A 24,422-nucleotide genomic window follows, 5' to 3' on the forward strand; every position below is an offset into this window, starting at 1 on the left:
CACGTTCCGTCACTGTGCATCTTGTCTCGCCCGCCCCGGCGCGCCCCCCGCTCCGCTCCCGCCGCCCCGGTTTCTCCCCCGCGGACCGCCGCTCCGGCTTCTTCCCGGGGAACCGCACCCCCGGTTTCTCCCCCGCGGACCGCCGCCCCGGCGCCGATCACTCCTCCGGCTCGACCGCCACCGCCGCCGCGGCCTCCGGCCCCTCGGCCAGGAGGACCCCCAGACCGCCCTCGTCGAGGATCGGCACCTTCAGCTTGACCGCCTTGTCGTACTTGGACCCGGCGTTCTCGCCCACCACCACGAAGGAGGTCTTCTTCGACACCGAGCCGGACACCTTGCCGCCCCTGGCCGCCAGCGCCGCCCCCGCCTCGTCGCGGGTGTAGCCCGCCAGCGTGCCGGTGACGACGAAGGTCAGCCCGGCGAGGGTCTGCGGCGGCAGGTCGGCCGGGGGTTCGTCCTCCATCCGGACACCGGCCGCCCGCCACCGGGTGACGATCTCCTGGTGCCAGTCGATCTCGAACCACTCGCGGATCGCGGCGGCCACGCGCGGGCCGACGCCCTCGACGGCGGCGAGTTCCTCCTCGGTGGCCTTGGCGAGCGCGTCGATCGAGCGGAACTCCGCGGCGACGGCCTGCGCGGTGGGCGGGCCGACGTGCCGGATGGACAGGGCGACCAGCACCCGCCAGAGCGGCTGGGCCTTGGCCTTATCCAGCTCCTGGAGCATCTTCTCGGCGTTCTTGCTGGGCGTGCCGTTCTTGTTGGCGAAGAAGGTCACGACCTTGGGCTCGCCGGTCTCCGGGTCGGTCTTGGGCAGGCCGGTGTCGGGGTCGCGGACGACCGACTCGATCGGCAGCAGCCGCTCGATCGTCAGGTCGAACAGGTCGGCCTCGGTGCGCAGCGGCGGCTCGTGCGGCGGCAGCGGCTGGGTCAGCGCGGTGGCCGCCACGTATCCCAGGCCCTCGACGTCGAAGGCCCGGCGGCCGGCGGCGAAGAAGATCCGCTCGCGGAGCTGGGCGGGGCAGGCCCTGGTGTTGGGGCAGCGCAGGTCGGCGTCGCCCTCCTTCTCGTAGGCCAGCTCGGTGCCGCACTCGGGACAGTGCGTCGGCATCGTGAACTCCCGCTCGGTGCCGTCGCGCAGTTCCCCGACCGGCTTGACGATCTCCGGGATCACGTCGCCCGCCTTGCGCAGCACCACGGTGTCGCCGATCAGCACGCCCTTGCGCGCGACCTCCGAGCCGTTGTGGAGCGTGGCCCGCTCGACCGTGGAGCCGGCCACCACGATCGGCTCCATGACGCCGTACGGCGTGACCCGGCCGGTCCGGCCGACGCCCACCTGGATGTCGAGGAGCTTGGTGTTGACCTCCTCCGGCGGGTATTTGTAGGCGATCGCCCAGCGCGGCGCCCTGCTGGTGGAGCCCAGGTTGCGCTGGAGCTCGATGCGGTCCACCTTCACCACGACCCCGTCGATCTCGTAGGCCGGGTCGTGGCGGTGCTCGCGGTAGAACTCGATGAACGCGTTGATGCCGTCGAGGTCGTCGACGACCTTGTAGAGGTCGCTCACCGGCAGGCCGAGCTCCCGCAGCCGGTCGTAGATCTCCGACTGGGCGCGCGGCGGGGCGGTCCCCTCCCAGGCCCCGACCCCGTGGGCGATCATCCGCAGCGGGCGCTGCGCGGTGATCCGCGGGTCCTTCTGCCGCAGCGAGCCCGCCGCCGAGTTGCGCGGGTTGGCGAAGGCCGCCTTGCCCGCCGCGACGAGCTGCTCGTTGAGCTTCTTGAAGTCCTCCACCGGGATGTAGACCTCGCCCCGGACCTCCAGCAGGTCGGGCACGTCGTCGCCGGTCAGCCGGTGCGGGATGCCCGCGACCGTGCGGACGTTGGCCGTCACGTCGTCGCCGATCCGGCCGTCGCCCCGGGTCACCCCCCTGACCAGCCGGCCCTTCTCGTAGACCAGCGCGATCGCCAGGCCGTCGATCTTCAGCTCGCACAGGTAGGGGGCGGGGTCGCGCTCGGCCAGCCGTTCCACCCGCGCCTGCCAGGAGGCGAGGTCGTCGGCGTTGAAGGCGTTGTCCAGGCTCTCCATCCGCCGCAGGTGGGCGACCGGCGTGAACTCGCTGGAGATCGGCGCCCCGACCTTCTGCGTCGGCGAGTCGGGGGTGCGCAGGCTCGGGTGCCCGTCCTCCAGCGCCCACAGCTCGCGCATCCACGTGTCGTACTGCGCGTCGCTGACCGTCGGCGCGTCGAGCACGTGATAGCGCCAGTTGGCCTCCTCGACCAGCTCGCTCAGCTCCGCGTGCCGCTCCAGCGCGGTCACCGGCACGCCCTCGACCTCAGCGCTCATCGTCCGCCTCTCTCCTCGTCCGGCACCAGGGAAAATCTATCGCCGACCACCGACATTCAGCGGTGCCCGGCGCATCGGACGCCGGCGGGAGGAGATGACGCGAGCGGGCATCAGCCGCCCTGGGTGTAGATGGTCTTCCAGGAGGTGCACCAGCCGGTCGGACGGCTGGAGTTGCCCCGGCAGACCTTCGCCTTGATCTTGAGCGGGAGGCCGACGTTCTTGCGGAACGTCCCCGTGCCCGGGGTGCAGTTCCAGTAGCCCGCCGAGCTCCACTTGCCGTTGCCGGAGCTCTGCCAGCGCAGGATCACCCAGGAGCACCCCTTGCCGCGGGTGTCGGAGAGGCTGCCCCTGACCTGGAACGAGTGCTGGGTGACGACGACCTTCCCCTTGGCGGTGGCGTGGCCGTCGGTCGAGTGGATCGGGCCCCACTTCCAGGTGCTCGCGGAGGCCGAGGCGGCCGTCTCGGCCGAGGCCGCGGTGGAGCCGGCCAGGGTGAGGGCCGCGGCGGCGGTCAGGCCGAGCAGGACGCGGAAGCCGGTGCGCATGAAAACTCCAGACATGTAGCTGTAATTCAGGACATGTCAATAAATAAGGCCCCACACTTGCACGCCACTTGAATCCCGGTGGAGGCTCCGCGAACCGGCTCCCCCTCCCGCCCCTCCTGCCCGGCGGGTCCTTGCCCTCCGGGCCTCGCGGGCCTTTCCCCAGGCATCCCGGGCCTTTCCGCGCCGACCGGCCTCCTCCGGCGCCCTCCGCCGGGAGCCCTCCGCCGGCGGCTCTCTCCGCGCGCTACTCCTCGCCGGGGTCCTCCCGCAGCACGAGGGCGGCCCGGCGGCAGCGGGACAGGGCCGCCTGCGCGTACGCGGGCGAGGCCCCGGCCAGCCCGCAGGAGGGGGTCAGCACGACCTGGGAGGCCAGGGTCGCCGGGGAGAAGCCCATGCGCCGCCAGAGCTCGACGGCGGGCCGGGCGACCACGCCGACGTCCGGGAGCGCCGCGTCCACGCCGGGCACGACGCCGAGGAAGAAGGCCATCCCGGCCTCGACCGCCTCGCCGATCGCCTCCTCGTCGCGGCGCCGCAGCAGCGAGGCGTCCAGTGAGACGCCCCCGGCCCCGGCCCGGCGGATCACCTCGAAGGGCACGCCGGGGGCGCAGCAGTGCACGATCGGGAACGTCCCGCCGGGCAGCGCCGCCAGCGTCTCGCGGAGCCGCTCCACCGCCACCGGCGCCTCGACGGCGCGCAGCCGCCCGAAGCCCGAGGCCGTCGGCACGGTGCCCGCCAGCACGCCGGGCAGGCCCGGCTCGTCCAGCTGGACCACGATCTCCGTGGCGCCCGGCACCCGCCTGCGGACCTCCGCGACGTGCGCGGCGAGCCCCTCGCCGAACGACTCCACCAGGTCGCGCACGGCTCCCGCGTCGGCGAGCGTCTTGTCCCCGTGGCGCAGCTCGACGGCGCCCGCGAGCGTCCACGGCCCGCATGCCTGGATCTTGAACGGCCCCTCGTATCCCTGGGCCCCCTCCTCCAGCCCGTCGAGGTCGCGCGCGAGGTGGTCGCGGGCCCGCTTGGCGTCCCGGCCGGGCCGGTCGGTGAAACGCCAGCCCGACGGCTGCACCTCCACCGGCAGCTCCACCAGCAGCGACGCGGCCCTGCCGATCATGTCCGCGCCGACACCGCGCCCGGGCAGCTCCGGGAGGTACGGCAGCGCGGGCACCTCCCCGAAGACGACCTTGACCGCCTCGGCGTGGTCCTCCCCCGGGTGCGACCCGACACCGGTCGCGGTCGCCTCACTCCACGGAAACGTGTTCACGAAGGTCCAGCTTAGGACCCGCCGGCCCCGGCCGCCTGACGGCGAAGGGCGGTCCCCGGAGCGGCCCGCCTCCCCGCCGTAGGGTGAGGGCATGGAACTCACGAAGTTCGGGCACGCATGCGTCCGCCTGGAGAAGGACGGTTCGGTCCTCGTCATCGACCCGGGCGCCTTCAGCGAGGAGTCCGCGCTCGATGGCGCGCAGGCCGTACTCATCACCCATGAGCACTTCGACCACGTGGAGCCCGAGCGGCTGCGCCGGGCCGCCGCGGCCAACCCCGCCCTGGAGATCTGGACCTGCGAGGGCGTGGCCGCCACGCTCACCGACGTCCCGGCGAAGATCCAGACCGTGCGGGACGGCGACGCCTTCAGCGCGGCGGGCTTCGCGGTGAAGACCGTCGGCGAGTGGCACGCCCCCAACCACCCCGACATGCCGATCGTGCAGAACGTCGGCTTCCTCGTCGACGAGGAGGTCTTCTACCCGGGTGACGCGCTCACCCCGCCGGGGGTCGAGGTGCCCACGCTGCTGGTGCCCGCCAACGCGCCGTGGATGAAGGCGCCGGAGATGGTGGCCTACCTGCGCGAGGTCCGCCCCGCCCGGGCCTTCTCCACCCACGACGGGCTGCTCAACGACCTCGGCCTGGGGCTGGTCGACCGGTGGCTGGAGATCGAGGCGGACAAGCAGGGCGCCGACATCCGCCGTCTGAAGCCGGGCGAGTCCGTCACCCTGCCCTAGGACTCCCCGGGAAGCGCCTCCCCGGCCGCCCCGAGAAGCCCGGGGAGGCGGCGGGTTCCCGCCCGCTACCCGTGGAGCTCGTGCTCGTCGACGACCTCGTCGGCGGGCGGGGCGACGACCACGACGTGCGATCCCCAGTCGCTGTAGCGGGTGTCGGTCCGCTGGGTCACCTGCGTTCTCGAGTTGAGGTACGCCTTGCGGGAGGTCATCAGGCGGGTGGGCAGGCCCGTGCCGTCGGTCCACAACCGCCATGCGATCTTCTCGTCGCCCTCGCCGAGGAGCGTTCTGGACTCCGCCACCCTCGAGGGGTTCTCGGACGCCTCGGCCAGCTGCCGGTAGCTCACCGTGCCCCGGTAGAGGAGACCACCGGGGACGGGTCCGCCCGTCACCCCCTTGAGGATGGTCTTCAGGACGGCGGGGTCGAAGACGTTGATCACCTGTTCGGTGGTGATGTCGGCATCGAGGGCGAAATGCCTGCTGCGCACCCAGGTCTTGCCCTCGGGAAGGGGCGTCGCCCTGAAGCCGTCGGAGACGTACCTGTATCCGCCGACGACGATCCAGTGCGCCGGTTCCTCTGCGACGGCCCGTAGTTCGTCCTCCTCCAGCCACTTCCTGAGGGACGGGTCGACGACCACTCGCCAGGTCGCGTCGGAGGCCACCGGCCCGGAGCGGGCGAACTGCACCCTGCCGTTGGCCCGCACCCTCATCGAGTCCTTGTCGTCGAAGACGTACCGGGTGACCTCGGCGATGTGAACGCCGCGCTCGGGATGGAACTGCCGCCTGAGCGCCCGCGTCGGATCGGCGGGGGCGACCTGCGCGGCGGCGGGGGTGACGACGACCGACACGGATGCGATCAGTGTGGCGGCCACCAGGGCGGCCCATCGTTTCATGGAGTCGTGATCCTCTCCACGGGAGGTTGTGCCTTCGGGAAGAGGATCATTTCAGGGAAAAATGGAGATTTAGGCGGGCGCATGTCAAGAAACCGCGCAGAATCTCCGGTGCCAGAACAGCGCCGTGACCTCGCGCCGGCCCCGCCGGGCGGGGCCGGGCTCAGGAGGCCGAGGCGATGGTGGCCGAGCCGATCACGGTGTCGCCGAGGTACAGCACCGCGGCCTGGCCCGCCGCGACCCCGGTGGCCGGGCCGTCCAGCGTGATGTGGAGGTCGTCTCCGGACAGCTGGGCGCGGCAGCCGTACACCTCCCCGTGGGCGCGGAGCTGGACCGTGCAGGCCAGCGGCTCGCGCGGGGCGTCCGCCGGGCCGTTCCAGACGGGCCGGGCCGCCACGATGGCGGTGACCTCCAGGGCCGAGCGCGGGCCCACCGTGACCGTGTTGGAGACCGGCTCGATGGACAGCACGTAGCGCGGCCTGCCGTCGGCGGACGGGCGGTCGATGCGCAGGCCCTTGCGCTGGCCGACGGTGAAGCCGTAGGCGCCCTGGTGGCTCCCGACCACCTGGCCCGACTCGTCCACGATCGGGCCCTCCGCCGCGCCGAGCCGGTCGGCGAGGAAACCGCGGGTGTCGCCGTCGGCGATGAAGCAGATGTCGTGGCTGTCGGGCTTGTCGGCGACCATGAGGCCGCGCCGCGCCGCCTCCTCGCGCACCTGCGCCTTGGTCGAGTCGCCCAGCGGGAAGATCGCGTGCTTGAGCTGCTCCCGGGTGAGCACGCCGAGCACGTAGGACTGGTCCTTGGCGGCGTCCGGGCTCCGGCTGAGCACGCCGTCGACGAGCCGGGCGTGGTGCCCGGTGGCCACGGCGTCGAAGCCGAGGGCGAGCGCCCGGTCGAGCACCGCCTCGAACTTGATCTTCTCGTTGCAGCGCAGGCAGGGGTTGGGCGTACGGCCCGCGGCGTACTCGCTGACGAAGTCCTCGACCACGTCGCGGTGGAACCGCTCGGCCATGTCCCAGACGTAGAAGGGGATGCCGATCACGTCGGCGGCCCGGCGGGCGTCCCGGGAGTCCTCGATCGTGCAGCACCCGCGGGCGCCGGTCCGGTAGGACTGCGGGTTGGCCGACAGCGCCAGATGCACGCCGGTGACGTCATGGCCCGCCTCGGCGATGCGGGCGGCGGCCACGGCGGAATCGACGCCCCCGGACATGGCGGCAAGCACACGAAGAGTCATAACCCTCTCAGGGTACCCACGTCGGCGGGCACTCCGCCGGGCCGTACGGGCCGTGCACGCCCGGCCTCGCTGTTGGCACCGCTCTCGCCGGACTGGGAGAATCCAGGGCTATGCGACTGTTCGGGCGCAAGAGCGAGCCCACCCCGGAACCCTCCGACGGCACCGAGGAGTTCTGGTCGTGGTGGCCCGAGGCCAGACCGGAGCTGGACGCGATGGTCGCCGCGGGCGAGGCCGACCGGCTGGCCGAGTGGATCAGTCCCGCGGTGCAGGTCGTGCACCCCTCCCTGGTGTGGGAGATCGCTCCCGGGCGCACCGCCGACCAGGCGCTGGTGGTCACCGCCGCGGGAGACCCCGAGCTGCGCGCCGTCGCCCACCGCTGGGCCGCCGCCGCCCCGCCGCCCGACGCCCTGTGGGAGTTCCACCCGTCCCGGCAGGCCAACCCGCACGCCGTGGACCTCACCATCGACGTGGGCGGCTACGAGTTCGCGCTGAGCAAGCTCGTGCTGGGCCTGCGGGCCCCGCACGGCAACCCCCGCGTCGACGTGGTCGCCCACCATCCGATCTTCGGCGCCATCGACGAGGAGACCAGGACCGAGGCGACGCTGCTCGCCCTCGACTGGCTGCTCGGCGAGGACGACGTGGCCCGCTGGGTCGGCGAGATCTCCGCCGTCGAGTTCCCGCCGATCGACGCGGTGCCCGCCGTCCACCTGCCCAGCGTCGTCGCCGACCTCGCCTCCGAGTTCCAGGACGAGCAGTGGGCGCTGCTCGAAGGCGAGACCGGCAACGGCTCGCGCCTGATCGCCACCACCCGCTACCCGCTCCGCTCGGTCGACTATCCCCTGTTCGACCAGCACATCGCGATCACCCTTCCCTACCTGAACCGCGACCCCGACGGCCTGCCCACCGGCCCCTCCCTGGAGGCGCTGCGCGACTTCGAGGAGCGCCTGGCCGGACGGATCAGCAAGCTGAGCGGCGCCGCCGTCCTCGCCGCGCACATGAGCGCCGAGGGCCAGCGGGTGCTGCACGTCTACGCCGACCCGGCGGGCGAGGCGGCGATCCACGCCAAGGAGCTGATCATCAGCTGGGAGGAGGGCCGGCCCCGGGTGGATGTCGCCGCCGACCCCGGCTGGACCGCCGTCGCCCCCTTCCTCAGCTGATCCGGAGGCCCGGACGCCTCCGCCCCCTCCCGCCGTGACCTCGCTCCCGCCGTATGGCCCCGCTTCCCCGTGTGACCTCGCTCCCGCCGTGTGATCCCGGAGCCGCGCCTTCATGGAGAGGCGCGCCCCCGGATCATGAGAGCGTTCTCGCGGCCTTCCCGCCCCCGCCAGGCAGGCCGCGAGGACGGCCGTGCCGAGGAGCGCCTGCCCGGCCAGGAATCCGCCCAGCGCGACGGGCTGGAAGAACAGCGCCGCCGCCAGGGGGAGACAACCGAGCGCCACGAGGTCGATGCCGGTCAGCGCCCAGAGGAGCACTCCCGTGGGCATCGCCCCCATCGGCGTGTCGATGACCGGCATCGTGTGATCGACGGGCCTGCGGCGCGCCGCCCGCAGCGCCCCGGCGGCCAGCGCGGGAGCGGCGGCCACCCCCAGCAGCCACCACGGGCCCGGGGGCAGCGCGCCGGTCACCGTGAGCCCGCCCAGCACGAGGACCAGCCAGGACGCGCCCAGCAGCCCCGGCAGCAGCGCCCGGGCGGCGAGAGCCCGGCGGGGGCCGACGCCGAGCAACCGCGCCAGCGCCGGGTTGTCGCCGTCCCTGCGCGCGCCCGAGGTCCCCGTCGCCGCGGCGGCGAGCCCGCCGGTGAGCATGAGGCCCACGGCCGGCACGAGACCGGTGAGACCGCCCGCGTCCACCGGCGCGGCCGACACGGCGGTCGCCGCCGGGGATCCCCCGCCGATCTGCGCCACGACCGCGGAGGGCGCCTCCAGAGACCCGCCACCGGTCTGCGCCACGACCGCGGAGGGCGCCTCCAGGGATCCACCGCCGGTCTGCGCGGCGAGCGCGGGCAGCGCGGCGGTCATGAGCAGTACGGCGAGCCGTCCGGGGCGGCGTCCCAGCCGCCGCCAGTCCTGCCAGGCCAGCGCCATCGGGGCCGGCAGCGCGGGCCACCTCCGGGACCGCAGGGCACGTCCCCGCCAGTGCTCGTCCTCCACGCTCCAGGCCAGGGCCTCGGGGTCCATGGTGACGGCGGCACCGGCCGCGCGCCCCGTCCCGGCGGAGGCGGTCAGCAGGGTGCGGGCCGGGATCCGGTCCAGCGCCGTCCAGGCCAGCCGTACCAGCAGGGCGGCGAGCGCGGCGGCGATGCCGGCCAGTGCCGCGCCGAGGGTCGGCGGCGCGGAGGCCGCCGCGGCGAGGAAGCGGCGCGCGGGACCGGATCCCAGCAGCGCGACGACCGCGGCCAGCGCCACCGTCGTGACGATCACCGGGCCCGCCCACGCGTCCCAGGTCCGGAACGCCTGCGCCAGCACGGCCAGGGCCATGCCGCCCGTGGCCGCCGCGACGCCGAGGACCGTCGCCGCGGACAGCCGCACGGTCGTGTGGTCCGGGGCTCCGAGCACCGCGAGCAGACCCGCGCCGAGTGCGGCGCCGATCACGACGGAGATCGCGAGGAGGACGCCCGCCGGCCGCCGCAGCACGGCCCGGCGGTCGAGCGGGGAGAGCAGGAGCCAGGCCGCGTCGGCGGGCGGCGGGGCGACGGGACCGATCATGCGGGCGGCGGCGAGGAAGCCCGCGTAGGCCAGCACGACCAGGGCGATCCCGGCCCCCATCCGCGCCGGATCCGCCTGCCGGGCGGCCGCGGCGAGGATCGCGGAGGCGGGCTGGGACAGCACCGCCGCGGCCACCGCGAGCCCGAGCCCGGCCGAGTAGAGATCGAGCCAGTTCCGGGGCCTGCGGCCCCGCGACCGGACGAAGGCCCTCACCTCCGCGACAGAGCCCACGGAATCTCCCTTCCTCACGAGATCTCCCTTCCTCACGAGTTCACGAGATCTCTCTCCGCCGGACGACCGGCGATCGCCGTACGCTCCCGGTATGGGCTGCGTTCCCGGTATGGGCCGTGTTCCCGGCCCGGGCGCCGAGGCGCTCTCGCCGGGCAGCGGAGGGCGGGGTCATACGGTGCTTCTCGCGCGCCCGTCGGCCAGGACGACCCGGCGGCTCCGGACGGCCTCGGCGAGCCCGGGATCGTGGGTGGCCATCACCACCGTCCCGCCCCCGGCCGCGTAGTCCCTCAGGATGGCCGCCAGCCGCTCCCTGAACTCCGTGTCGAGCCCCCGCTCGGGCTCGTCCAGCAGGAGCACCCGGCTCGGCCGGAGCAGGGTCATCGCCAGCGTGAGGCGCTGCCGCTGGCCGGTCGAGAGGGCGAACGGCGCCGCGTCCGCCCGGGGCTCCAGGCCGAACGCCGCCAGCGCAGCCCCGACGGTCATCCGGGGCGCGGAGTGGACCGCGCCCATCAGCTCCAGGTGCTCTCGGACGGTCAGCCCGGGGTACCAGGCGGGTTCGTCGCCCGCCTGGGCGACGTCGCGCCAGAAGGCGGGCTCGTCGCGGGGCGGCCCGCCGAGGACGGCGATCTCGCCCGCGTCCGCCGTCCGGAGCCCGGCCAGGCAGCGCAGCAGCGTCGACTTGCCCACGCCGTTCGGCCCCGTCACGGCGACGATCTCACCGCGCGCGACGTCGAGGTCGACTCCCTGGAGCACGGGATTGCCGCCGAGCGCGACCTCGACGGCACGGGCCACGATGATCGTTTCGCTCACCACCCGAATCTAGCCAACGGATCCCGGACCCGGTGCCGCAACCGGTGGTGGTCGCCGGGAGAGGCTTTCACCCCCTCCTCACGGTCAGGGCAGCAGCAGACCCCAGTAGGCAGCCCACGGGACGAACAGCGTCCCGCCGGCGATCAGGAGGCCGAGCCGTATCTTCTCGCCGAGCCCGACTCCGGGTCCGCCCGGCCTCGCGGCCTCTCCCCGCCGCCCACGCGCCGCGGGACCGCGGGAGCGGCGCCAGGCCAGCGCGGTGAGGACCGTGGCCGCGACGCAGGCCACCGCGAGGGCCTGCAGCGCCAGCCAGATCAGCGGGCGCCCCGCTACCAAGGGTCCCGGTGCCGCCAGCTTGCTGCCGTTCATCAGTAGATAGAACAGGTAGAAGAACGACCCGAGCACCACAACCGGACCCGCGGAGCCGAGCAGCCGCGCCGCTCTGGTCACCGACGGCCGCCGTCGGCCGCGCAGGCGCCTGATCAGCGCGATCATCGGATAGGCGGTGAACGCCGCCATGATCAGCGTGAGAACCGCAAGCTGCACCGGCGCGGACCCCCACCAGGCCGGAGGCTCCATCGGGACGGTCGGCGAGGTCTGCACCGGGGCCGGTCCCGAGGTCCGGGCCACCGGCGCCCTGCCCGCGGTGACGTCACGGACCCAGGAACCGACCAGATCGGCGTAGCCGGGGGCGAGCTCGGGCAGTCGCGTGATACCGCCGTCCGGGGTCCGGTGAGCGGCGTGATCGGCGCCGGGGAAGAAGTGGAACGCGTAGTGCCGGTTCCCGCCCTTCTCGAGCGCCCGGGCCACGAGCGGCGGGTTCTCCCTGGGCGGGGTGAGCAGGTCGTGGACGCCCCAGATGCCGAGAACCGGCTGGCGCACCGCGGCCAGGGTCGGCCCGGGGTCGTAGTACGGCTCGGGGAACATGCCGCCGTCGGCGATCGTGCGGTACATGGCGGGCTCGGCCCGGTCGACCAGCGAACCCGACACCCCCGCCTGACGCAGCCCCGCGGCCACGGCCCAGGTCTGCTGCCGCAACGGTGGCATGCCGTTGGCGCCCACGAGCACGACGAAGGCGACGTCCGCCGAGCGTGACGCCGCGATCGGCGCCACCCAGCCGCCCTCGCTGAACCCCCAGACGCCTACCTTGGCCGGGTCCACTCCCGGCTGGGAACGGAGCGCGGCCACGGCCCCGAGCGCGTCACCGGCGAGCTGCGCGTAGGACCGCCGGAAGAGCGAGTAACCTTTGGAACGCTTGTCGTAGATCAGCACGGACAGCCCCTGGCGGGCGAACGCGACAGCTTCTTCCATCAGCTTCGTCCGGCGGGTGCCGGTGCCCGAACCGTGGACCAGGACGATGCCCGGCCGGCCGGGCTTCGCCTTCGCCGACGAGAGCACCGTCCCCCGCATCGCGAGCCCGCCGCTGCCGTGGAAGCCCACCTCCTTCGTGACCAGATCGGCGGGGGTGGCGGGTGGAGGCTCGGGCTCCGCCAGGAGTACGGCCCGCGTCGCGGGCGTGGCGCCCAATACAGGTGCGGCCCCCGCCACGGACGAGGCCAGGAGACAGAGGACGACGGCCAGGAGTCTGGAGGTTGATCTCATATGCCGAAAGTACTCTGCAGACATTCCTCGGCAAACGAACATCTGCAGATATCCTTCTGCAGGACTAGAGTGATCCTCATGAAGGATGACGAGCCGCTCCTCCTCGACGACCCCGCCAGGCTCAAGGCACTGGCCCATCCCATGCGCCGGCGCATCCTGCGCCACCTCAACCTGCATGGCCCGGCGACCTCGACGACGATCGGCGAGCTCCTCGACGCCAAGACCGGAACGACCAGCTACCACCTGCGCCAGCTGGAGAAGTACGGCTTCATCGAGGAGATTCCCGAGCGATCGGCCGGCCGGGAGCGCTGGTGGCGCAAGGCCGACAGCCCCCGGGACATCCGCCTGCCCACACCCGACCAGCTCGCTCCCGAGGACCGCCCCGTGCTGGCCGAGTTCCACCGGATCGGTTTGCGGGAGGACCGCGAGCTGCTGGACCTCCTCCCCGCGGCCTACGAGCGCGACCCGAGCTGGGTCAAGGCCTCGCGCGGCTTGAGGCGGATGACGAAAGCGGAGTTCGAGGAGTTCTTCGAGGCCTACATGGCGCTGCTGCACAGGTACGGCCACCGGGCCGACGACGCCCCGTCCGACGCCCGTCCGGTGTACATCCGCCTGTTCACCCTCCCCGCCGACGAGAAGTGACCGCCCCCGCGGAGGCGTTCACCCGCCGTCAGGACAGGCCGGCGCGGCGGGCGCGCTCGACGACCAGGCCGATCACGTCGACGAGGCGGTCGACGTCGGCCTCGGTCGAGGTGTGGCCGAGGGAGAAGCGCAGCGAGCCGCGGGCCCGGACGCCGTCGGCGCCCATGGCGAGCAGGACGTGGGAGGGCTGGGCCACCCCGGCCGAGCAGGCCGACCCGGTGGAGCACTCCACCCCCTTGGCGTCCAGGAGCATGAGCAGGGCGTCGCCCTCGCATCCGGGGAAGGAGAAGTGGGCGTTGCCGGGGAGCCGGTTCACCGGGTCGCCGTTGAGGATCACGTCGGGGACGGCCTGCCGTACCCGGCGGATCAGGTCGTCACGGAGCTCGGAGAGCCGGGCCGCCGTCCCGGCCTGGCGGGCCACGGCGATCCGCACCGCCGCCGCGAGACCGGCGATCGCGGGCGCGTCGAGCGTTCCCGAGCGGACGTCGCGCTCCTGGCCGCCCCCGTGCAGGACCGGCACCGGATCGGCCCCCCGGGCCAGCAGCAGCGCGCCGACGCCCATCGGGCCGCCGACCTTGTGGCCGGAGAGGGTCAGGGCGTCCACTCCGGAGTCGGCGAAGGCCACGGGGAGCTGGCCGATCGCCTGGACCGCGTCGGTGTGGAAGGGGATGCCGTGGTCGTGGGCGATCGCGGCGAGCACCGGGACCGGCTGGACGGTGCCGACCTCGTTGTTGGCCCACATCACGCTGACCATGGCGACGCTGCCCGGGTCGCGCTCGATGGCGTCGCGGAGGGTCTGCGGATGCACCCGGCCGAACTCGTCGACGTCGAGCAGCTCGACGGTGGCGCCCTGCCGGTCGCCCAGCCAGTGCGCGGGGTCCAGCGCGGCGTGGTGCTCGACCGCGCTGATCAGGACGCGGTCGGCCCCCGTGGCGCGGCGAGCCCAGTAAAGCCCCTTGATGGCCAGATTGTCGGCCTCGGTGCCGCCGGAGGTGAACACGACCTCGCTGGGCCGGGCGCCGAGCGCGTCCGCGATCGTCTCGCGCGACTCCTCGATGACCTGGCGCACGCGGCGGCCCGCCGCGTGCAGGGACGAGGCGTTGCCGACCTGGCCGAGCTGAGCGGTCATCGCCTCGAGGGCCTCGGGAAGCATCGGCGTGGTCGCCGCATGATCGAGATAGGCCGACTCCACAGCCGCACTCCCCTTCGCAACTTATTTTCAGCCTTCTCAGGGTATCCGCGCTCCTGAGGGCCGCCATCCCCGCGTTGACTACTGTACCGTCCGGACGGTACAGTAAAGAGCATGAGACGAGAGGACCTACTGGACGCGGCCGAGAACCTGCTGTCCGACCAGGGCTCCTCGGCGCTCACCCTGGCCGCCGTCGCCGAACGCGCGGGCTGCAGCAAAGGCGGCCTGCTCTATCACTTCAGCACCAAAGAAGCCCTCATCAAGGGCATGGTCGAGCGGCTGATCGAGGAGTTCGACGAGCTCGTCGCCGAGCAGGAGGGCGACACCTACACCAAGCGCTATCTCGCGGCCACGTTCATCGCCGTGCGGAGCGGCCGGCTGCGACGCTGGGCGGTGGTCACCGGCGCCTCCGGCAACCTCTACCTGCTGGCCCCGCTGCGCGAGGCGATGGCGCGCTGGCACCGCGAGGGCCTGGAATCCGAGCCCGACCCGGCGGCCGCACAGATCGTGCGCCTGGCCTGCGAAGGACTGTGGGACGTGGCCAGCCATGACCCCGAGCTCTACGACGACGGTCTCTACACGGATCTGGAGCGGCGCCTGCTGGCGCTGCTGCCCGGCTGACCTCCGCCGCCCGGACGGCCCGGCGCCCGATCGCGCCCGGCCGGATGTCACTCTCCGTAAACATTGGTGGTCGCTTCCGCGCGCACGGAAGCGACCGGCTTTTCTGTGCCCGCCTGGCACCACCCGGAAACCTCCATTGAAGGGATTGCGTGATGACCCGCGACCTGAGGACTGCCCGTAACGGGGCGATCCTCACCTTTGTTCTCGGCGGACTGATGTGTGGATCGATAACCGTGCGCCTGCCCGCGCTGTCCGACAAACTCGGCCTGTCCGAGGCGTCGATCAGCGCCTCCCTGCTCGCGTGGAGCCTGGGCGCGCTGGTGACCATGCAGTCGATGCGCGGGGTGATGACGCGCTTCGGCAGCCGGAGCATCCTGCGGGTCGCCGCGCCCCTGTGCGCCGTCACCCTCGCCGTCCTCGCGTTCGCGCCGTCGTTCCCGCTGCTGCTGGTCGCCTCCGTGCTGTTCGGCCTGGCGTTCGGCGCGCTGGACATCGCGATGAACGCGCAGGGCGCGGCGGTCGAACGCGCCCACGGCCTCCCGCTGATGAACGGCATGCACGCCGGCTGGTGCGTGGGCGCCATCTCCGCGGGCGTGCTCGGCACCGCGGCCATCGCGGCCGGGCTCTCGTTCACGACCCACCTCGCCTTGATCGCCCTGGTTTCGCTGCCCGCGGCGCTCATGCTCAGCCGCACGTACCTGCCCGACCCCGCCCCCGAGCACGAGGAGACCGGGGACGGAACCCGCCGCCGGATGCCGCCGGTGGTCTACCTGCTGGGCGTGATCGCGTTCTGCGCCTTCATGGTCGAGGGCGCGGTGGCCGACTGGAACGGCCTCTACCTGCGCAACGAGCTCGGCGCCGCCGAGGCCGTGGCCGCGCTCGGATACCCGATCTTCGAGGCGGGCATGCTGATCGGCCGCCTGGCCGGCGACCGCGTCCGGATGCGGTTCGGCGCCCGGAACATGATCATCGCCTCCGGGCTGGCCACCGCCGCGACCTTCGCCGCGGCCATCGCGTCCTCCTCGGCGGCGATCGCCGTCCCGGCCATGCTGCTGGTGGGCCTGTCGGTGGCGACGATCTCACCGGTCGCCTTCTCCCTGGCGGGCGACGCGACCACCACCCCGGGCCCGGCCATCGCCCAGACGGGCGCGCTGGGCTACGCGGGCCTGCTGCTCGGCCCGGTGATCATCGGCTTCCTCTCCGACCTGGCGTCGCTCCGGATCGCGCTCGGCGTCGCCGCCCTGCTGGGCGTCCTGATCGCCGTGGCCGGCCGGTTCCTGCCCCGGTCCGGTACGGCGTCCGCCGCCCCGGCCGAGGCTCCCCGCCCCGAGGCCGCCGCGGCCCTCTGAGGCTGAGGCTGAGGCTCTGAGACGGCCGGACGGCCGTCCGGAGCGCCGCAGCGTCCGCCACGCCGCGGCCGCCCGGAAGACCCCCGAGAGCTCTCGGCCCCGGACAAGCGGCTCCATATGCCCGCACGAACGAGAACGGCGTCGCACGGGTTGCCCGTGCGACGCCGTTCTCACGTTCCGCGGCCCGCGCGGGCCGGGAAGCCTACTTGCGCTTGGCGATCTCGTCGGTCAGCTGCGGGACGACCTGGTTGAGGTCGCCCACGACGCCGTAGTCGGCGAGCTCGAAGATCGGCGCCTCGGGGTCCTTGTTGATCGCGACGATCGTCTTGGCGGTCTGCATGCCGGCCCGGTGCTGGATGGCCCCGGAGATGCCGGCCGCGATGTAGAGCTGCGGCGAGACGGTCTTGCCCGTCTGGCCGACCTGGAACTGGTGCGGGTACCAGCCGGCGTCGGTGGCGGCGCGGGAGGCGCCGACGGCCGCGCCGAGCGAGTCGGCCAGCTTCTCGATGATCGAGAAGTTCTCGGCCGAGCCCACGCCACGGCCGCCGGAGACCACGATCGCGGCCTCGGTCAGCTCGGGGCGGGCGCCCTTCTCCTCCTTGACGCGGTCCACGACCTTGGCGGTCTTGGCGGTGTCGGAGACGGCCACGGAGACCTGCTCCTCGGCGCCCGCGCCGGCGGCGGCCTCGACCGGGGTCGCGTTCGGGCGGACCGCGATGATCGGGGTGCCCTTGGTCACGCGGGACCGGACGTTGACGCCGCCGCCGAAGATGGACTGGTCGGCGACCAGGTCCTCCCCGATGCCGACGGCGTCGGTCAGCACACCGGAGTCGATCTTGATGGCCAGCCGGCCGGCGATCTCCTTCGCCTCGGCCGTCGCGGCGACGAGCACCGCGGCGGGGGAGGCGGTGGATACGAGCTGGGCCAGCAGCTCGGCCTTGGGGGCGACCACGTAGTCGGCGATGTCGGCGGAGTCGGCGACGTAGATCTTCTCGGCGCCGTACTCGGCCAGCTTGGCCTTGGCCTCGGCGGAGTAACCGGGGCCGGCCCAGACGGCCGACGGCGCGCCCAGCTTGCGGGCGAGCGTCAGCAGCTCCAGGGTGACCTTCTTGACCTGGCCTTCGACGTGCTCGACGAGAACGAGGACCTCAGACATCTCAGCTAACCTCCCGTTCTCAGATGAACTTCTTCGACGCGAGGAAGTCGGCGGCCTTCGCGCCGCCGTCGCCCTCGTCCTTGACGATCGTGCCGGCCGCGCGCGGCGGGGCGGCGGCGAAGTCGGTCACCTCGCTCCACGAGCTGGCCAGGCCCACCTGCGCGGCGTCGATCTCGGCGTCGGCGACGCCCAGCTTCTCGACCGGCTTCTTCTTGGCGGCCATGATGCCCTTGAACGACGGGTAACGCGGCTCGTTGATCTTCTCGACCACGGAGACGACGGCGGGCAGCGAGGCCTCGACCTTGTCGTAGCCGTAGTCGGTGACGCGCTGGATCGCGATGGCCGAGCCGTTGACCTCGACCTTGTTGGCGAAGGTGAGCTGCGGCACGTTCAGGCGCTCGGCCAGCATCGCGGCGAGCACGCCGGTGCGGGCGTCGGTGGACTCGGAGCCGAGCACGACCAGGTCGAACCCGATCTTCTTCAGCGTCTGCGCCAGGGCGTGGGAGGTGCCCAGGGCGTCAGAGCCGTGCAGGGCGTCGTCCACCAGGTGGACGGCCTTGTCGGCGCCCATGGCCAGGGCCTTGCGGATGGTGTCGCTGGCCTTGTCGGGACCCATGGTGAGGACGGTCACCTCACCGCCGTGGGCTTCCTTGAGCCGCAGCGCCTCTTCGACCGCGTACTCGTCGAGCTCGTTGACGACGCCGTCGGCGGCGTCGCGGTCGAGCGTCTTGTCATCGGACCTCAGCTTGCGCTCGGTCGCCGTGTCGGGGACCTGCTTCACGCAGACGACGATGTTCATGGCCGGTGGCCGACCTCCCGTGTTCGCGTGCGCCACCGTTCACGGCTGGCGCCGGATGCTCGGTACGCGCACGCGGGGCACGTGCGCGTGATGCCAAGACTGCCAGGTGCCCGAGGGCGTTATGACAGCGGGTGGCCCGGTCGGGATATGCCCTCCCTGGTCCCCCGGCAACATGTTACCCATCGGTAGCTTAGGCGCAAACCACCAGGCCGTACGGCCCGCGGCCGCGCCATCCCGACAACCACTCCCCCACCATACCGAACTATGTTCCGGAGACGGCGGGCGGATCCCCTCCCGGCGGGGATCAGCTGCTCAGCAGGATCACGACCAGGACGAAGACCACCGTCCCCAGGGCCAGGCCGAGGGTGAGCGGGCTGAAGAACGCGCCGAGCACGGCCCACAGCGCGACCGAGCCCCCGGCGCCGGCCAGGTCCACGACCAGCCGCGGGCGGTTCTGCCGGGCGAACAGGGCGACGCCCCCATCAATGATCATGACCGCGCCGTAGACCGTCAACAGCAGCAGCGACACCTCGGGCAGGGGGCTCTTGGCCGCCGCGGCCGCCAGCGCCACCAGCAGGCCGGTGCCGATCACCCAGCGGCGGTGGATCACGGCGCGGCGGTGCTCGCGGGCGGACTCCGGAAGGGAGGCGTCGAGCCGCGAGCGGCCGCGGCGGCCGGGACGCCACTCCCGGGTGGTGAGGCCGTGCACGCCGCTCTCGCGGTCTTCCCGGCTCCGCCGGCTCTCCCGGTCCTCCCGCGGGCGTCCGCCCCGCCAGGAGGAGAAGGGGGGACGCGGCCGCGGCGGCGCGGGAGGCGGCGGAGGGCTCGCGAAGACCCCCGGGCCCACCGGGGCCGCGGAGCCCGCGGAGCCCGCGGAGCTCGCGGAGCTCGGGACGGTCGCGGAGCCCTCGGAGCCCGCGACCCGTCCGACCGGCGCCACGGCGGCCAGCCGGGCCGGCAGCGCCGCGGCGGGCGGACGCGCCGCCGGATCGGGGACCAGGCACTCCCGCAGCAGCGGCTCCAGCCAGGGCGGGACGCCGTCGAGGTCCGGCTCGTGATGGACGACCCGGTAGCCGATCGCCGAGGCCGGGCCGGTGCCGTACGGATGGCGTCCGGTGGCGGCGAAGGCGAGCGTGGCGGCGAGGGAGAAGACGTCGGCCTCCGGGCCCGTCTCCCCGCCCTCCAGGATCTCCGGGGCCAGGTAGCCGGGCGTGCCCAGCACCGCCCCCGAGGTGGTGACCGTGGCCGAGTCGAGCAGGCACGCGATGCCGAAGTCGATGAGGACCGGCTCGCCGTCCGTCAGGATCACGTTGCCCGGCTTCAGGTCGCGGTGGATCACCCCCGCCGCGTGGACCGCGGCCAGGGCCTCGGCCAGGCCGCGCGCCAGGCGCACCAGGACCTCGCCGCCGACCGGGCCGTCCCCGGAGACCACCGCCGACAGGGGCCGGCCCTGCACGTAACGGGTGGCGAGGTAGGGGCGCTCGCTCTGCAGCGAGGCCTCGATGAGTTCGGCGACGTACGGCCCCTGGACCCTGCGCATCGCCTCCACCTCGCGGGCCAGGCGGGTCAGGGCCACCTCGTCGGCGGCGACGTGCGGATGCAGGATCTTGACGGCCACCGTGTGGCCCTCGGGGTCCAGTGCGAGGTGGACCTCTCCGAAGCCTCCCGCCCCCAACGGCGAGAGCAGGCGGTACGGGCCAAGACAATCACCGTCCGGCGCTCCCATGCGACTCCCTCCGGCCTGTCTCCTTCATCGTGCCCCAGACCGGGCCGTCTCGCACTGAGAGATTGCAAGAACCCACCCATTCACGGACACGGAACGCACCGTGAGCGGTCCCGCTCTCCCCTCCCGGAAACCGGACTTGAAGCGGGCTTGGGGTGAGTTGCCAAGAATCGCCCAAGATGTCCGGGCCAACCTGGCAGCGCCCCGGAGGATCCCGCAGGTCTCACAGGAGCTCGAAGGAGAAGCAGATGACCGTCGCCCACCAGCCCGGCCTCCAGCGGGGGACTCACTTCCAGAAGGTCAGGAACCCGAGGCCGAGCTTGTTGAGCAGGTCGTCCACGAGGCCGCCGATGAGGTCCATCACGCCCATGGCGCTCTCGTGGGCCTGGGCCTTCCACTCCCGGGTCAGCCGGGCCACCACCTCGGAGGGCGGATCCCACGGGGTGAAGGACGGGATCATGCCGATCGCGGCCATCACCGTGAAGAAGGCGATCGTCCCCAGGATGAGAGTGGTCACCATGGCGGCGCCGGGGCTGCGGATCGCCCCGGTCAGCACGCGGGAGACGGCCTTTCGGGGCTTGCCGCCGCCGGGCAGCACGAACAGCCCCGCCACGAAGGCCCCGGCCGCGTAGGCCGCGGCCTTGTCGGTGCCCATCTGGCCGATGTAGACCAGGGCGCCCCACACGCACATGCCGAACATCGCGGCGACCGGGGCGGTGATCAGCGTCGCCGCCCCCGCCTTGATCAGCGCCCAGGGCGTGCCGACCACGGCGAGCAGCGGGTCGGAGGCGCTGCTGCCCCGCGCGGAGCGGCGGTCGGCCAGGTCTCCGAAGAGGTACTCCCCCACCCGCAGGCAGACCACCGCGACCAGCGCGGAGGCGCTCACGATGACGGGCAGCACGCAGGCCAGCGCGACCACGATCGCCAGCAGCAGCGCCCCGGCCAGCGGGTGGGCGGCGCGGTACGGCGCGCGTGCCGGGGCCTGCGCGGCCGGCGGGGTGTTCGGCCGGGGCCGGGCGGGCGGGGGCGCGACCGGCTGCGCCGGACCCGCCTGCCGCGGCGCCGGGTATCCGGCGACCCGCTGGTCGGGGTAGGGCGGCGGCGCGAACCCGGGCTGCCGGGCCGCCGGCGGGGCCGGGACGTACGGCGGCGGCGGTCCGGCCGGCACGTACGGCGGCGGGGGCGCGGCGGCGGCCCGCCCCTTCTGCTTCGGCTCGCTCCGGGACTCGCGGGGCTTGCGCTCGCGCCGCTCCGGCTTGGCGTACTCCACCGGCGGGAGCAGGTCGGAGTAGCCGCCGTCCTGCGGCAGCACGCGGGTGCCGTTCGCCGGCACGCCGGGCGGCGGGGTGTGACCGTTCGGCGACGCGGGAGCCTCGCCGCCCCGCCCGCGGGCGCCGTCCGGGGGCCCGTCGCCGAACCTCTTCGTGCCGGGGTCGAGCACTTTCGTGCCGGGGTCGAGCACCGCGGTCGGCGGCGGCTCCTCGTGGAAGGCCGTCACCGCCGGGTCGAGGGCGCGCGCCATGCGGTGCAGCTGCTGCGCGCCCGGCCGGGCCGCGGCGTCCACGTTCAGCGCCTGGCGCAGCCAGCCGCGCAGCCAGGCGGGGGCCAGGTCGAAGTTGGCCCGGCCCTCCATGATGTTGAAGCAGACGACCTCGAAGGCCCCCGTGCCGAACGGCGGCTTGCCGGTCGCGGCGAAGAAGACCGTCGAGGCCAGCGCGTGCACGTCGGCCGCCTGGGTGATCTCGGAGTCACGGATGATCTCCGGGGCGAGGTAGCCGGGGGTGCCGACGAACATGCCCGTCTGGGTGAGCCGGGTGGCGTTGACCAGGTGCGCGATGCCGAAGTCGATGACCAGCGGCTCGCCGTCGACGAGCATCACGTTGGCCGGCTTGAGGTCGCGGTGGACGACGTCGGCGGCGTGGATGGCCACCAGCGCGGCGCACAGCCCCCGGGCCAGCCTGATCACCTGGTCGTCGGGGAGCGGGCCGTCCTGCAGGACGGTGTCCTCGAGCGTGCGGCCGGGGGCGAAGCGGGTCACGATGTACGGCTGCGCCCCGGTCAGCTGCGCGTCCAGCACCTCCGCGACGTACGGACTGCGCACCCGGCGCATGGTCTCCACCTCGCGGGTGAGCCGGTCGCGGGCCTTGAGATCGGCGGCCACGTGCGAGTGCAGGACCTTGACGGCCACTTCCCGCCCGTTCTCGTCGAGCCCGAGATGGACGGCTCCCATGCCGCCTTCACCGATCTTGCTGAGCAGCCGGTACGGTCCCAGCCGCTCAGGCGCCCGCGTGTCCCCCGTCATCGCGCTCGCTCCCGTAGTTTCTCCAGTTCGTCCACCACCGTCCCGACGTCGACCGGTGCCCACGTCGTCTCCCGCGCCCGGTCACCCACGGTGCCCATGACGAGGAAGGCCATCAGCACGGCCACCGCCCCCAGCGCCGCGGCCGTCCCCACGGCCGCGCCCCGGGAGGGAAGCAGTGATGCCAGAGTACGTCGCATTTGTCGTCCCGGTGCTTCCACACCGGGTCCGGCGCAGACCGTCCACAGCGCGATCGCCGCCCCCCAGGCGAGCGCGTTGGCCTCGGGCATCGCCGGGACCAGCACGGCCAGCAGCAGCGTCACCGGCAGGCCGAGGATCAGCGCGTACGGCACCAGCGCGACGGTGGCCCCGATCGACTTCAGCAGCGCGCCCGGGTGGGAGAACACCCGGAACACGTCGCCCACGGCCGGGCGGCCCACTCCCAGCCGGGTGTTCAGGCCCGGCTGGGCGATGTCGGCCGCGCGCAGCAGGATCGCGACCGGTATCGCCACGGCCGCGACGAGCACGGGGGAGATGACGGCGGCGACCGTCATGATGGCGAGCAGCAGCAGGCTCACCGCGCTGTGCGCCCCGGTGGGCTGCCCCGCCGGCTGTCCCTGACGGGCCTGCTGGACGGGCGGCTGATAGGGGGACTGCTGGTAGGGAGACTGCTGCGGCGACGCGTACCCGTGGGGGGACGGCGGCGCCGCGGAGGGCCGCACGTGCGGCGTCTGCTGATCGAAGGCCCCCGGCGACCGTCCGGACGCCTGCTGCCCGTGCGCCTGCTGCCCGTGCGTCTGCGGACGCGCGACGGGGCGTCCCGCCTGGGAGGGCGGGGACTGCTGCTGGGACGGCGTGCGGCCGCGCATGTACTCCGGCAGCTCGTGCGGGCGGACCCGCTGGGTCGGGATGTCCCCGTCGGCCACCGGGGCGGTGGCGCCGGGCTCCCCGGTCACGCCGGAGCCGCCCTGCGCGGGCCGTGCCTGCCCCGACCGGCCCTGACCGGTCGCCCGGTCGCGGACCCTGCCCGTGGGGATGTCCTCCTCCCCGAGCATGCCGGTGGGCAGCTCGTGCGAGGCCGGCTGGGCCTGCTGGCTCTTGTGGCCCTGCTCGGCCGCCACCTGGCGCAGCTCCTCCGCCGTCACCCGGCGGGTGGGCCAGTTGTCGGCCGGCGACTGCTCGCCGAGCAGCGAGACGTACTCGCGCGGCGGGGTGGCGGGGGCCGGAGGCCACGGGGTGGCCGGGTTCGTCCCCGCCGGGCGCGACGCCACCGGCGTCGCCACCTCTCCCGGATCCGGGGGCAGGAGCGACCCGGTGGCGGGTCCCGCGACCGGGACGCCGGGGACGCCCGGCCCCGGCCGCACGCCGGATCCCGCCGGGCCGCGCGACCCCGTGAAGCCGCCGGAGTCCTCGAAGCGCGGGACGGTGGTGATCTCGTCCGGGGGACGGTGCCGGTTCGGCTGGCTCGCCCTCGGCATCAGGCGCGTCACCTGCTCGACCAGCTCGGCGGCCGAGGGCCGCCTGGCGGGGTCGCGCTGGAGGGCGGCGCGCAGCACCGGCTGGAGCTCCCGGGGCGCGCCGGCCACGTTCGCCTTGCCCGCGGTGATGTTGTAGAAGATCATCTCCAGCGTGCCCTTGCCGAACGGGGGCTCGCCGGTGGCGGCGAAGACGAGTGTGCCCGCCCAGGCGTGCACGTCCACCTCGGGGCCCGCCTCGTGACCTTCGATGATCTCCGGGGCGAGGTAGCCGGGGGTGCCGATGAACATGCCCGTCTGGGTGAGCCGGGTGGCGTCCACGGCCTGCGCGATGCCGAAGTCGATGAGGACCGGCTCGCCGTCCAGGATGAGCACGTTGCCGGGCTTGAGGTCGCGGTGGATCACTCCGACGGAGTGCACGGAGGCCAGCGCCGCGGCCACCCCGTGAGCGATCTTGAGCAGCGCGGGCAGGCCGAGGGGGCCGTCCTGCTTGACGACCTCGTCCAGCGGCTGGCCCGGGACGTAGCGCGTGACGATGTACGGCCGGTGGCCGGTCACGTCGGCGTCGAGCACCTCGGCGATGTACTCGCTGCGCACCCTCCGCATGGTCTCGACCTCACGGGAGAGCCTGCGGCGCGCGACGTCGTCCCCCGCGACCTCCGCGCGCAGCACCTTCACCGCGACCTGCCGCCCCTGCGGATCGACGGCGAGGTGGACCACGCCCATGCCACCCTCACCGAGCCGCCTCAGCAGTCGGTATGGCCCCAGTCGGTCGTCCTGATTCATGGCATGAAGCACCATACCGGCTTAATCCCCGCCTATG

19 protein-coding genes and 1 pseudogene are annotated in these 24,422 nt (G+C 73.5%); 6 read left to right on the plus strand and 14 right to left on the minus strand.

The window, feature by feature from the left end; translation table 11 throughout:
• Positions 1-157: 157 nt before the first annotated feature.
• The 3 genes from ligA to Plo01_RS25530 all read right to left on the minus strand — a co-directional run bounded on the left by ligA (position 158) and on the right by Plo01_RS25530 (position 4,144).
• Positions 158-2,338: an NAD-dependent DNA ligase LigA gene (ligA, locus tag Plo01_RS25520; protein WP_203893216.1), complete on the minus strand. Its 2,181-nt coding sequence runs from the start codon at positions 2,336-2,338 to the stop codon at positions 158-160.
• A 110-nt stretch (positions 2,339-2,448) separates the two neighbouring features.
• Positions 2,449-2,883, minus strand: a complete 435-nt coding sequence (locus Plo01_RS25525; RefSeq protein WP_203893217.1) for a hypothetical protein — start codon at positions 2,881-2,883, stop codon at positions 2,449-2,451.
• 244 nt (positions 2,884-3,127) lie between these two features.
• Positions 3,128-4,144 (minus strand): methionine synthase, encoded by a 1,017-nt coding sequence (locus tag Plo01_RS25530; RefSeq protein WP_239317026.1) that lies wholly within the window; start codon positions 4,142-4,144, stop codon positions 3,128-3,130.
• A gap of 91 nt (positions 4,145-4,235) precedes the next feature.
• On the opposite strand from Plo01_RS25530, the gene Plo01_RS25535 reads away from it, so the two are divergent.
• Positions 4,236-4,877, plus strand: a complete 642-nt coding sequence (locus Plo01_RS25535) for an MBL fold metallo-hydrolase (protein ID WP_203893219.1) — start codon at positions 4,236-4,238, stop codon at positions 4,875-4,877.
• Between the two features lie 65 nt (positions 4,878-4,942).
• Here the strand turns inward: Plo01_RS25535 and Plo01_RS25540 are convergent, their stop codons facing one another.
• Positions 4,943-5,767 (minus strand): hypothetical protein, encoded by an 825-nt coding sequence (locus Plo01_RS25540; protein WP_203893220.1) that lies wholly within the window; start codon positions 5,765-5,767, stop codon positions 4,943-4,945.
• A 160-nt stretch (positions 5,768-5,927) separates the two neighbouring features.
• Positions 5,928-6,998 (minus strand): tRNA 2-thiouridine(34) synthase MnmA, encoded by a 1,071-nt coding sequence (mnmA, locus tag Plo01_RS25545; RefSeq protein WP_203893221.1) that lies wholly within the window; start codon positions 6,996-6,998, stop codon positions 5,928-5,930.
• A 110-nt stretch (positions 6,999-7,108) separates the two neighbouring features.
• On the opposite strand from mnmA, the gene Plo01_RS25550 reads away from it, so the two are divergent.
• Together Plo01_RS25550 and Plo01_RS25555 are read left to right on the plus strand one after the other, a co-directional pair.
• Positions 7,109-8,155 (plus strand): DUF695 domain-containing protein, encoded by a 1,047-nt coding sequence (locus Plo01_RS25550; protein ID WP_203893222.1) that lies wholly within the window; start codon positions 7,109-7,111, stop codon positions 8,153-8,155.
• 190 nt (positions 8,156-8,345) lie between these two features.
• Positions 8,346-8,519 carry a hypothetical protein gene (locus tag Plo01_RS25555; RefSeq protein WP_203893223.1) on the plus strand — a complete coding sequence of 58 codons (174 nt, stop codon included), beginning with the start codon at positions 8,346-8,348 and terminating at the stop codon, positions 8,517-8,519.
• Positions 8,520-9,001: 482 nt separating this feature from the next.
• Here the strand turns inward: Plo01_RS25555 and Plo01_RS40520 are convergent.
• The 3 genes and pseudogenes from Plo01_RS40520 to Plo01_RS25570 form a co-directional block, all read right to left on the minus strand.
• Positions 9,002-9,763, minus strand: a pseudogene (locus tag Plo01_RS40520) (DUF6297 family protein); the annotation flags it as partial.
• 339 nt (positions 9,764-10,102) lie between these two features.
• Positions 10,103-10,744, minus strand: a complete 642-nt coding sequence (gene ccmA / locus Plo01_RS25565; RefSeq protein WP_203893225.1) for a heme ABC exporter ATP-binding protein CcmA — start codon at positions 10,742-10,744, stop codon at positions 10,103-10,105.
• A gap of 84 nt (positions 10,745-10,828) precedes the next feature.
• Entirely contained in the window at positions 10,829-12,346 is a 1,518-nt protein-coding gene (locus Plo01_RS25570; RefSeq protein ID WP_203893226.1) for an alpha/beta hydrolase family protein, read from the minus strand.
• A 78-nt stretch (positions 12,347-12,424) separates the two neighbouring features.
• Here Plo01_RS25570 and Plo01_RS25575 point away from each other — a divergent pair, with 78 nt between their 5' ends.
• The gene (locus Plo01_RS25575; RefSeq protein ID WP_203893227.1) at positions 12,425-12,988 is read left to right on the plus strand and encodes an ArsR/SmtB family transcription factor; all 564 of its coding nucleotides are present in this window, start codon (positions 12,425-12,427) and stop codon (positions 12,986-12,988) included.
• Between the two features lie 28 nt (positions 12,989-13,016).
• Here Plo01_RS25575 and Plo01_RS25580 read toward each other — a convergent pair whose 3' ends face one another.
• The gene (locus Plo01_RS25580; RefSeq protein WP_203893228.1) at positions 13,017-14,180 is read right to left on the minus strand and encodes a cysteine desulfurase family protein; all 1,164 of its coding nucleotides are present in this window, start codon (positions 14,178-14,180) and stop codon (positions 13,017-13,019) included.
• A gap of 111 nt (positions 14,181-14,291) precedes the next feature.
• Here Plo01_RS25580 and Plo01_RS25585 point away from each other — a divergent pair, with 111 nt between their 5' ends.
• Together Plo01_RS25585 and Plo01_RS25590 are read left to right on the plus strand one after the other, a co-directional pair.
• Positions 14,292-14,798, plus strand: a complete 507-nt coding sequence (locus Plo01_RS25585) for a TetR/AcrR family transcriptional regulator (protein WP_203893229.1) — start codon at positions 14,292-14,294, stop codon at positions 14,796-14,798.
• A 152-nt stretch (positions 14,799-14,950) separates the two neighbouring features.
• Positions 14,951-16,147: an MFS transporter gene (locus Plo01_RS25590; protein ID WP_203893230.1), complete on the plus strand. Its 1,197-nt coding sequence runs from the start codon at positions 14,951-14,953 to the stop codon at positions 16,145-16,147.
• Positions 16,148-16,349: 202 nt separating this feature from the next.
• On the opposite strand, the gene Plo01_RS25595 is transcribed toward Plo01_RS25590, so the two are convergent.
• The 5 genes from Plo01_RS25595 to Plo01_RS25615 form a co-directional block, all read right to left on the minus strand.
• Positions 16,350-17,303 (minus strand): electron transfer flavoprotein subunit alpha/FixB family protein, encoded by a 954-nt coding sequence (locus Plo01_RS25595; protein ID WP_203893231.1) that lies wholly within the window; start codon positions 17,301-17,303, stop codon positions 16,350-16,352.
• A gap of 19 nt (positions 17,304-17,322) precedes the next feature.
• Entirely contained in the window at positions 17,323-18,102 is a 780-nt protein-coding gene (locus Plo01_RS25600; RefSeq protein WP_203893232.1) for an electron transfer flavoprotein subunit beta/FixA family protein, read from the minus strand.
• Positions 18,103-18,406: 304 nt separating this feature from the next.
• The gene (locus tag Plo01_RS25605; RefSeq protein ID WP_203893233.1) at positions 18,407-19,828 is read right to left on the minus strand and encodes a serine/threonine-protein kinase; all 1,422 of its coding nucleotides are present in this window, start codon (positions 19,826-19,828) and stop codon (positions 18,407-18,409) included.
• Between the two features lie 283 nt (positions 19,829-20,111).
• Positions 20,112-22,127 (minus strand): serine/threonine-protein kinase, encoded by a 2,016-nt coding sequence (locus Plo01_RS25610; protein ID WP_203893234.1) that lies wholly within the window; start codon positions 22,125-22,127, stop codon positions 20,112-20,114.
• Positions 22,124-24,400, minus strand: a complete 2,277-nt coding sequence (locus tag Plo01_RS25615) for a serine/threonine-protein kinase (RefSeq protein ID WP_307837402.1) — start codon at positions 24,398-24,400, stop codon at positions 22,124-22,126. The genes Plo01_RS25610 and Plo01_RS25615 overlap by 4 nt, the downstream gene beginning before the upstream one ends.
• Positions 24,401-24,422 lie beyond the last annotated feature (22 nt).

Origin of the sequence: Planobispora longispora (assembly GCF_016863135.1) — a bacterium.
Taxonomy (GTDB): Bacteria; Actinomycetota; Actinomycetes; order Streptosporangiales; family Streptosporangiaceae; genus Planobispora; species Planobispora longispora.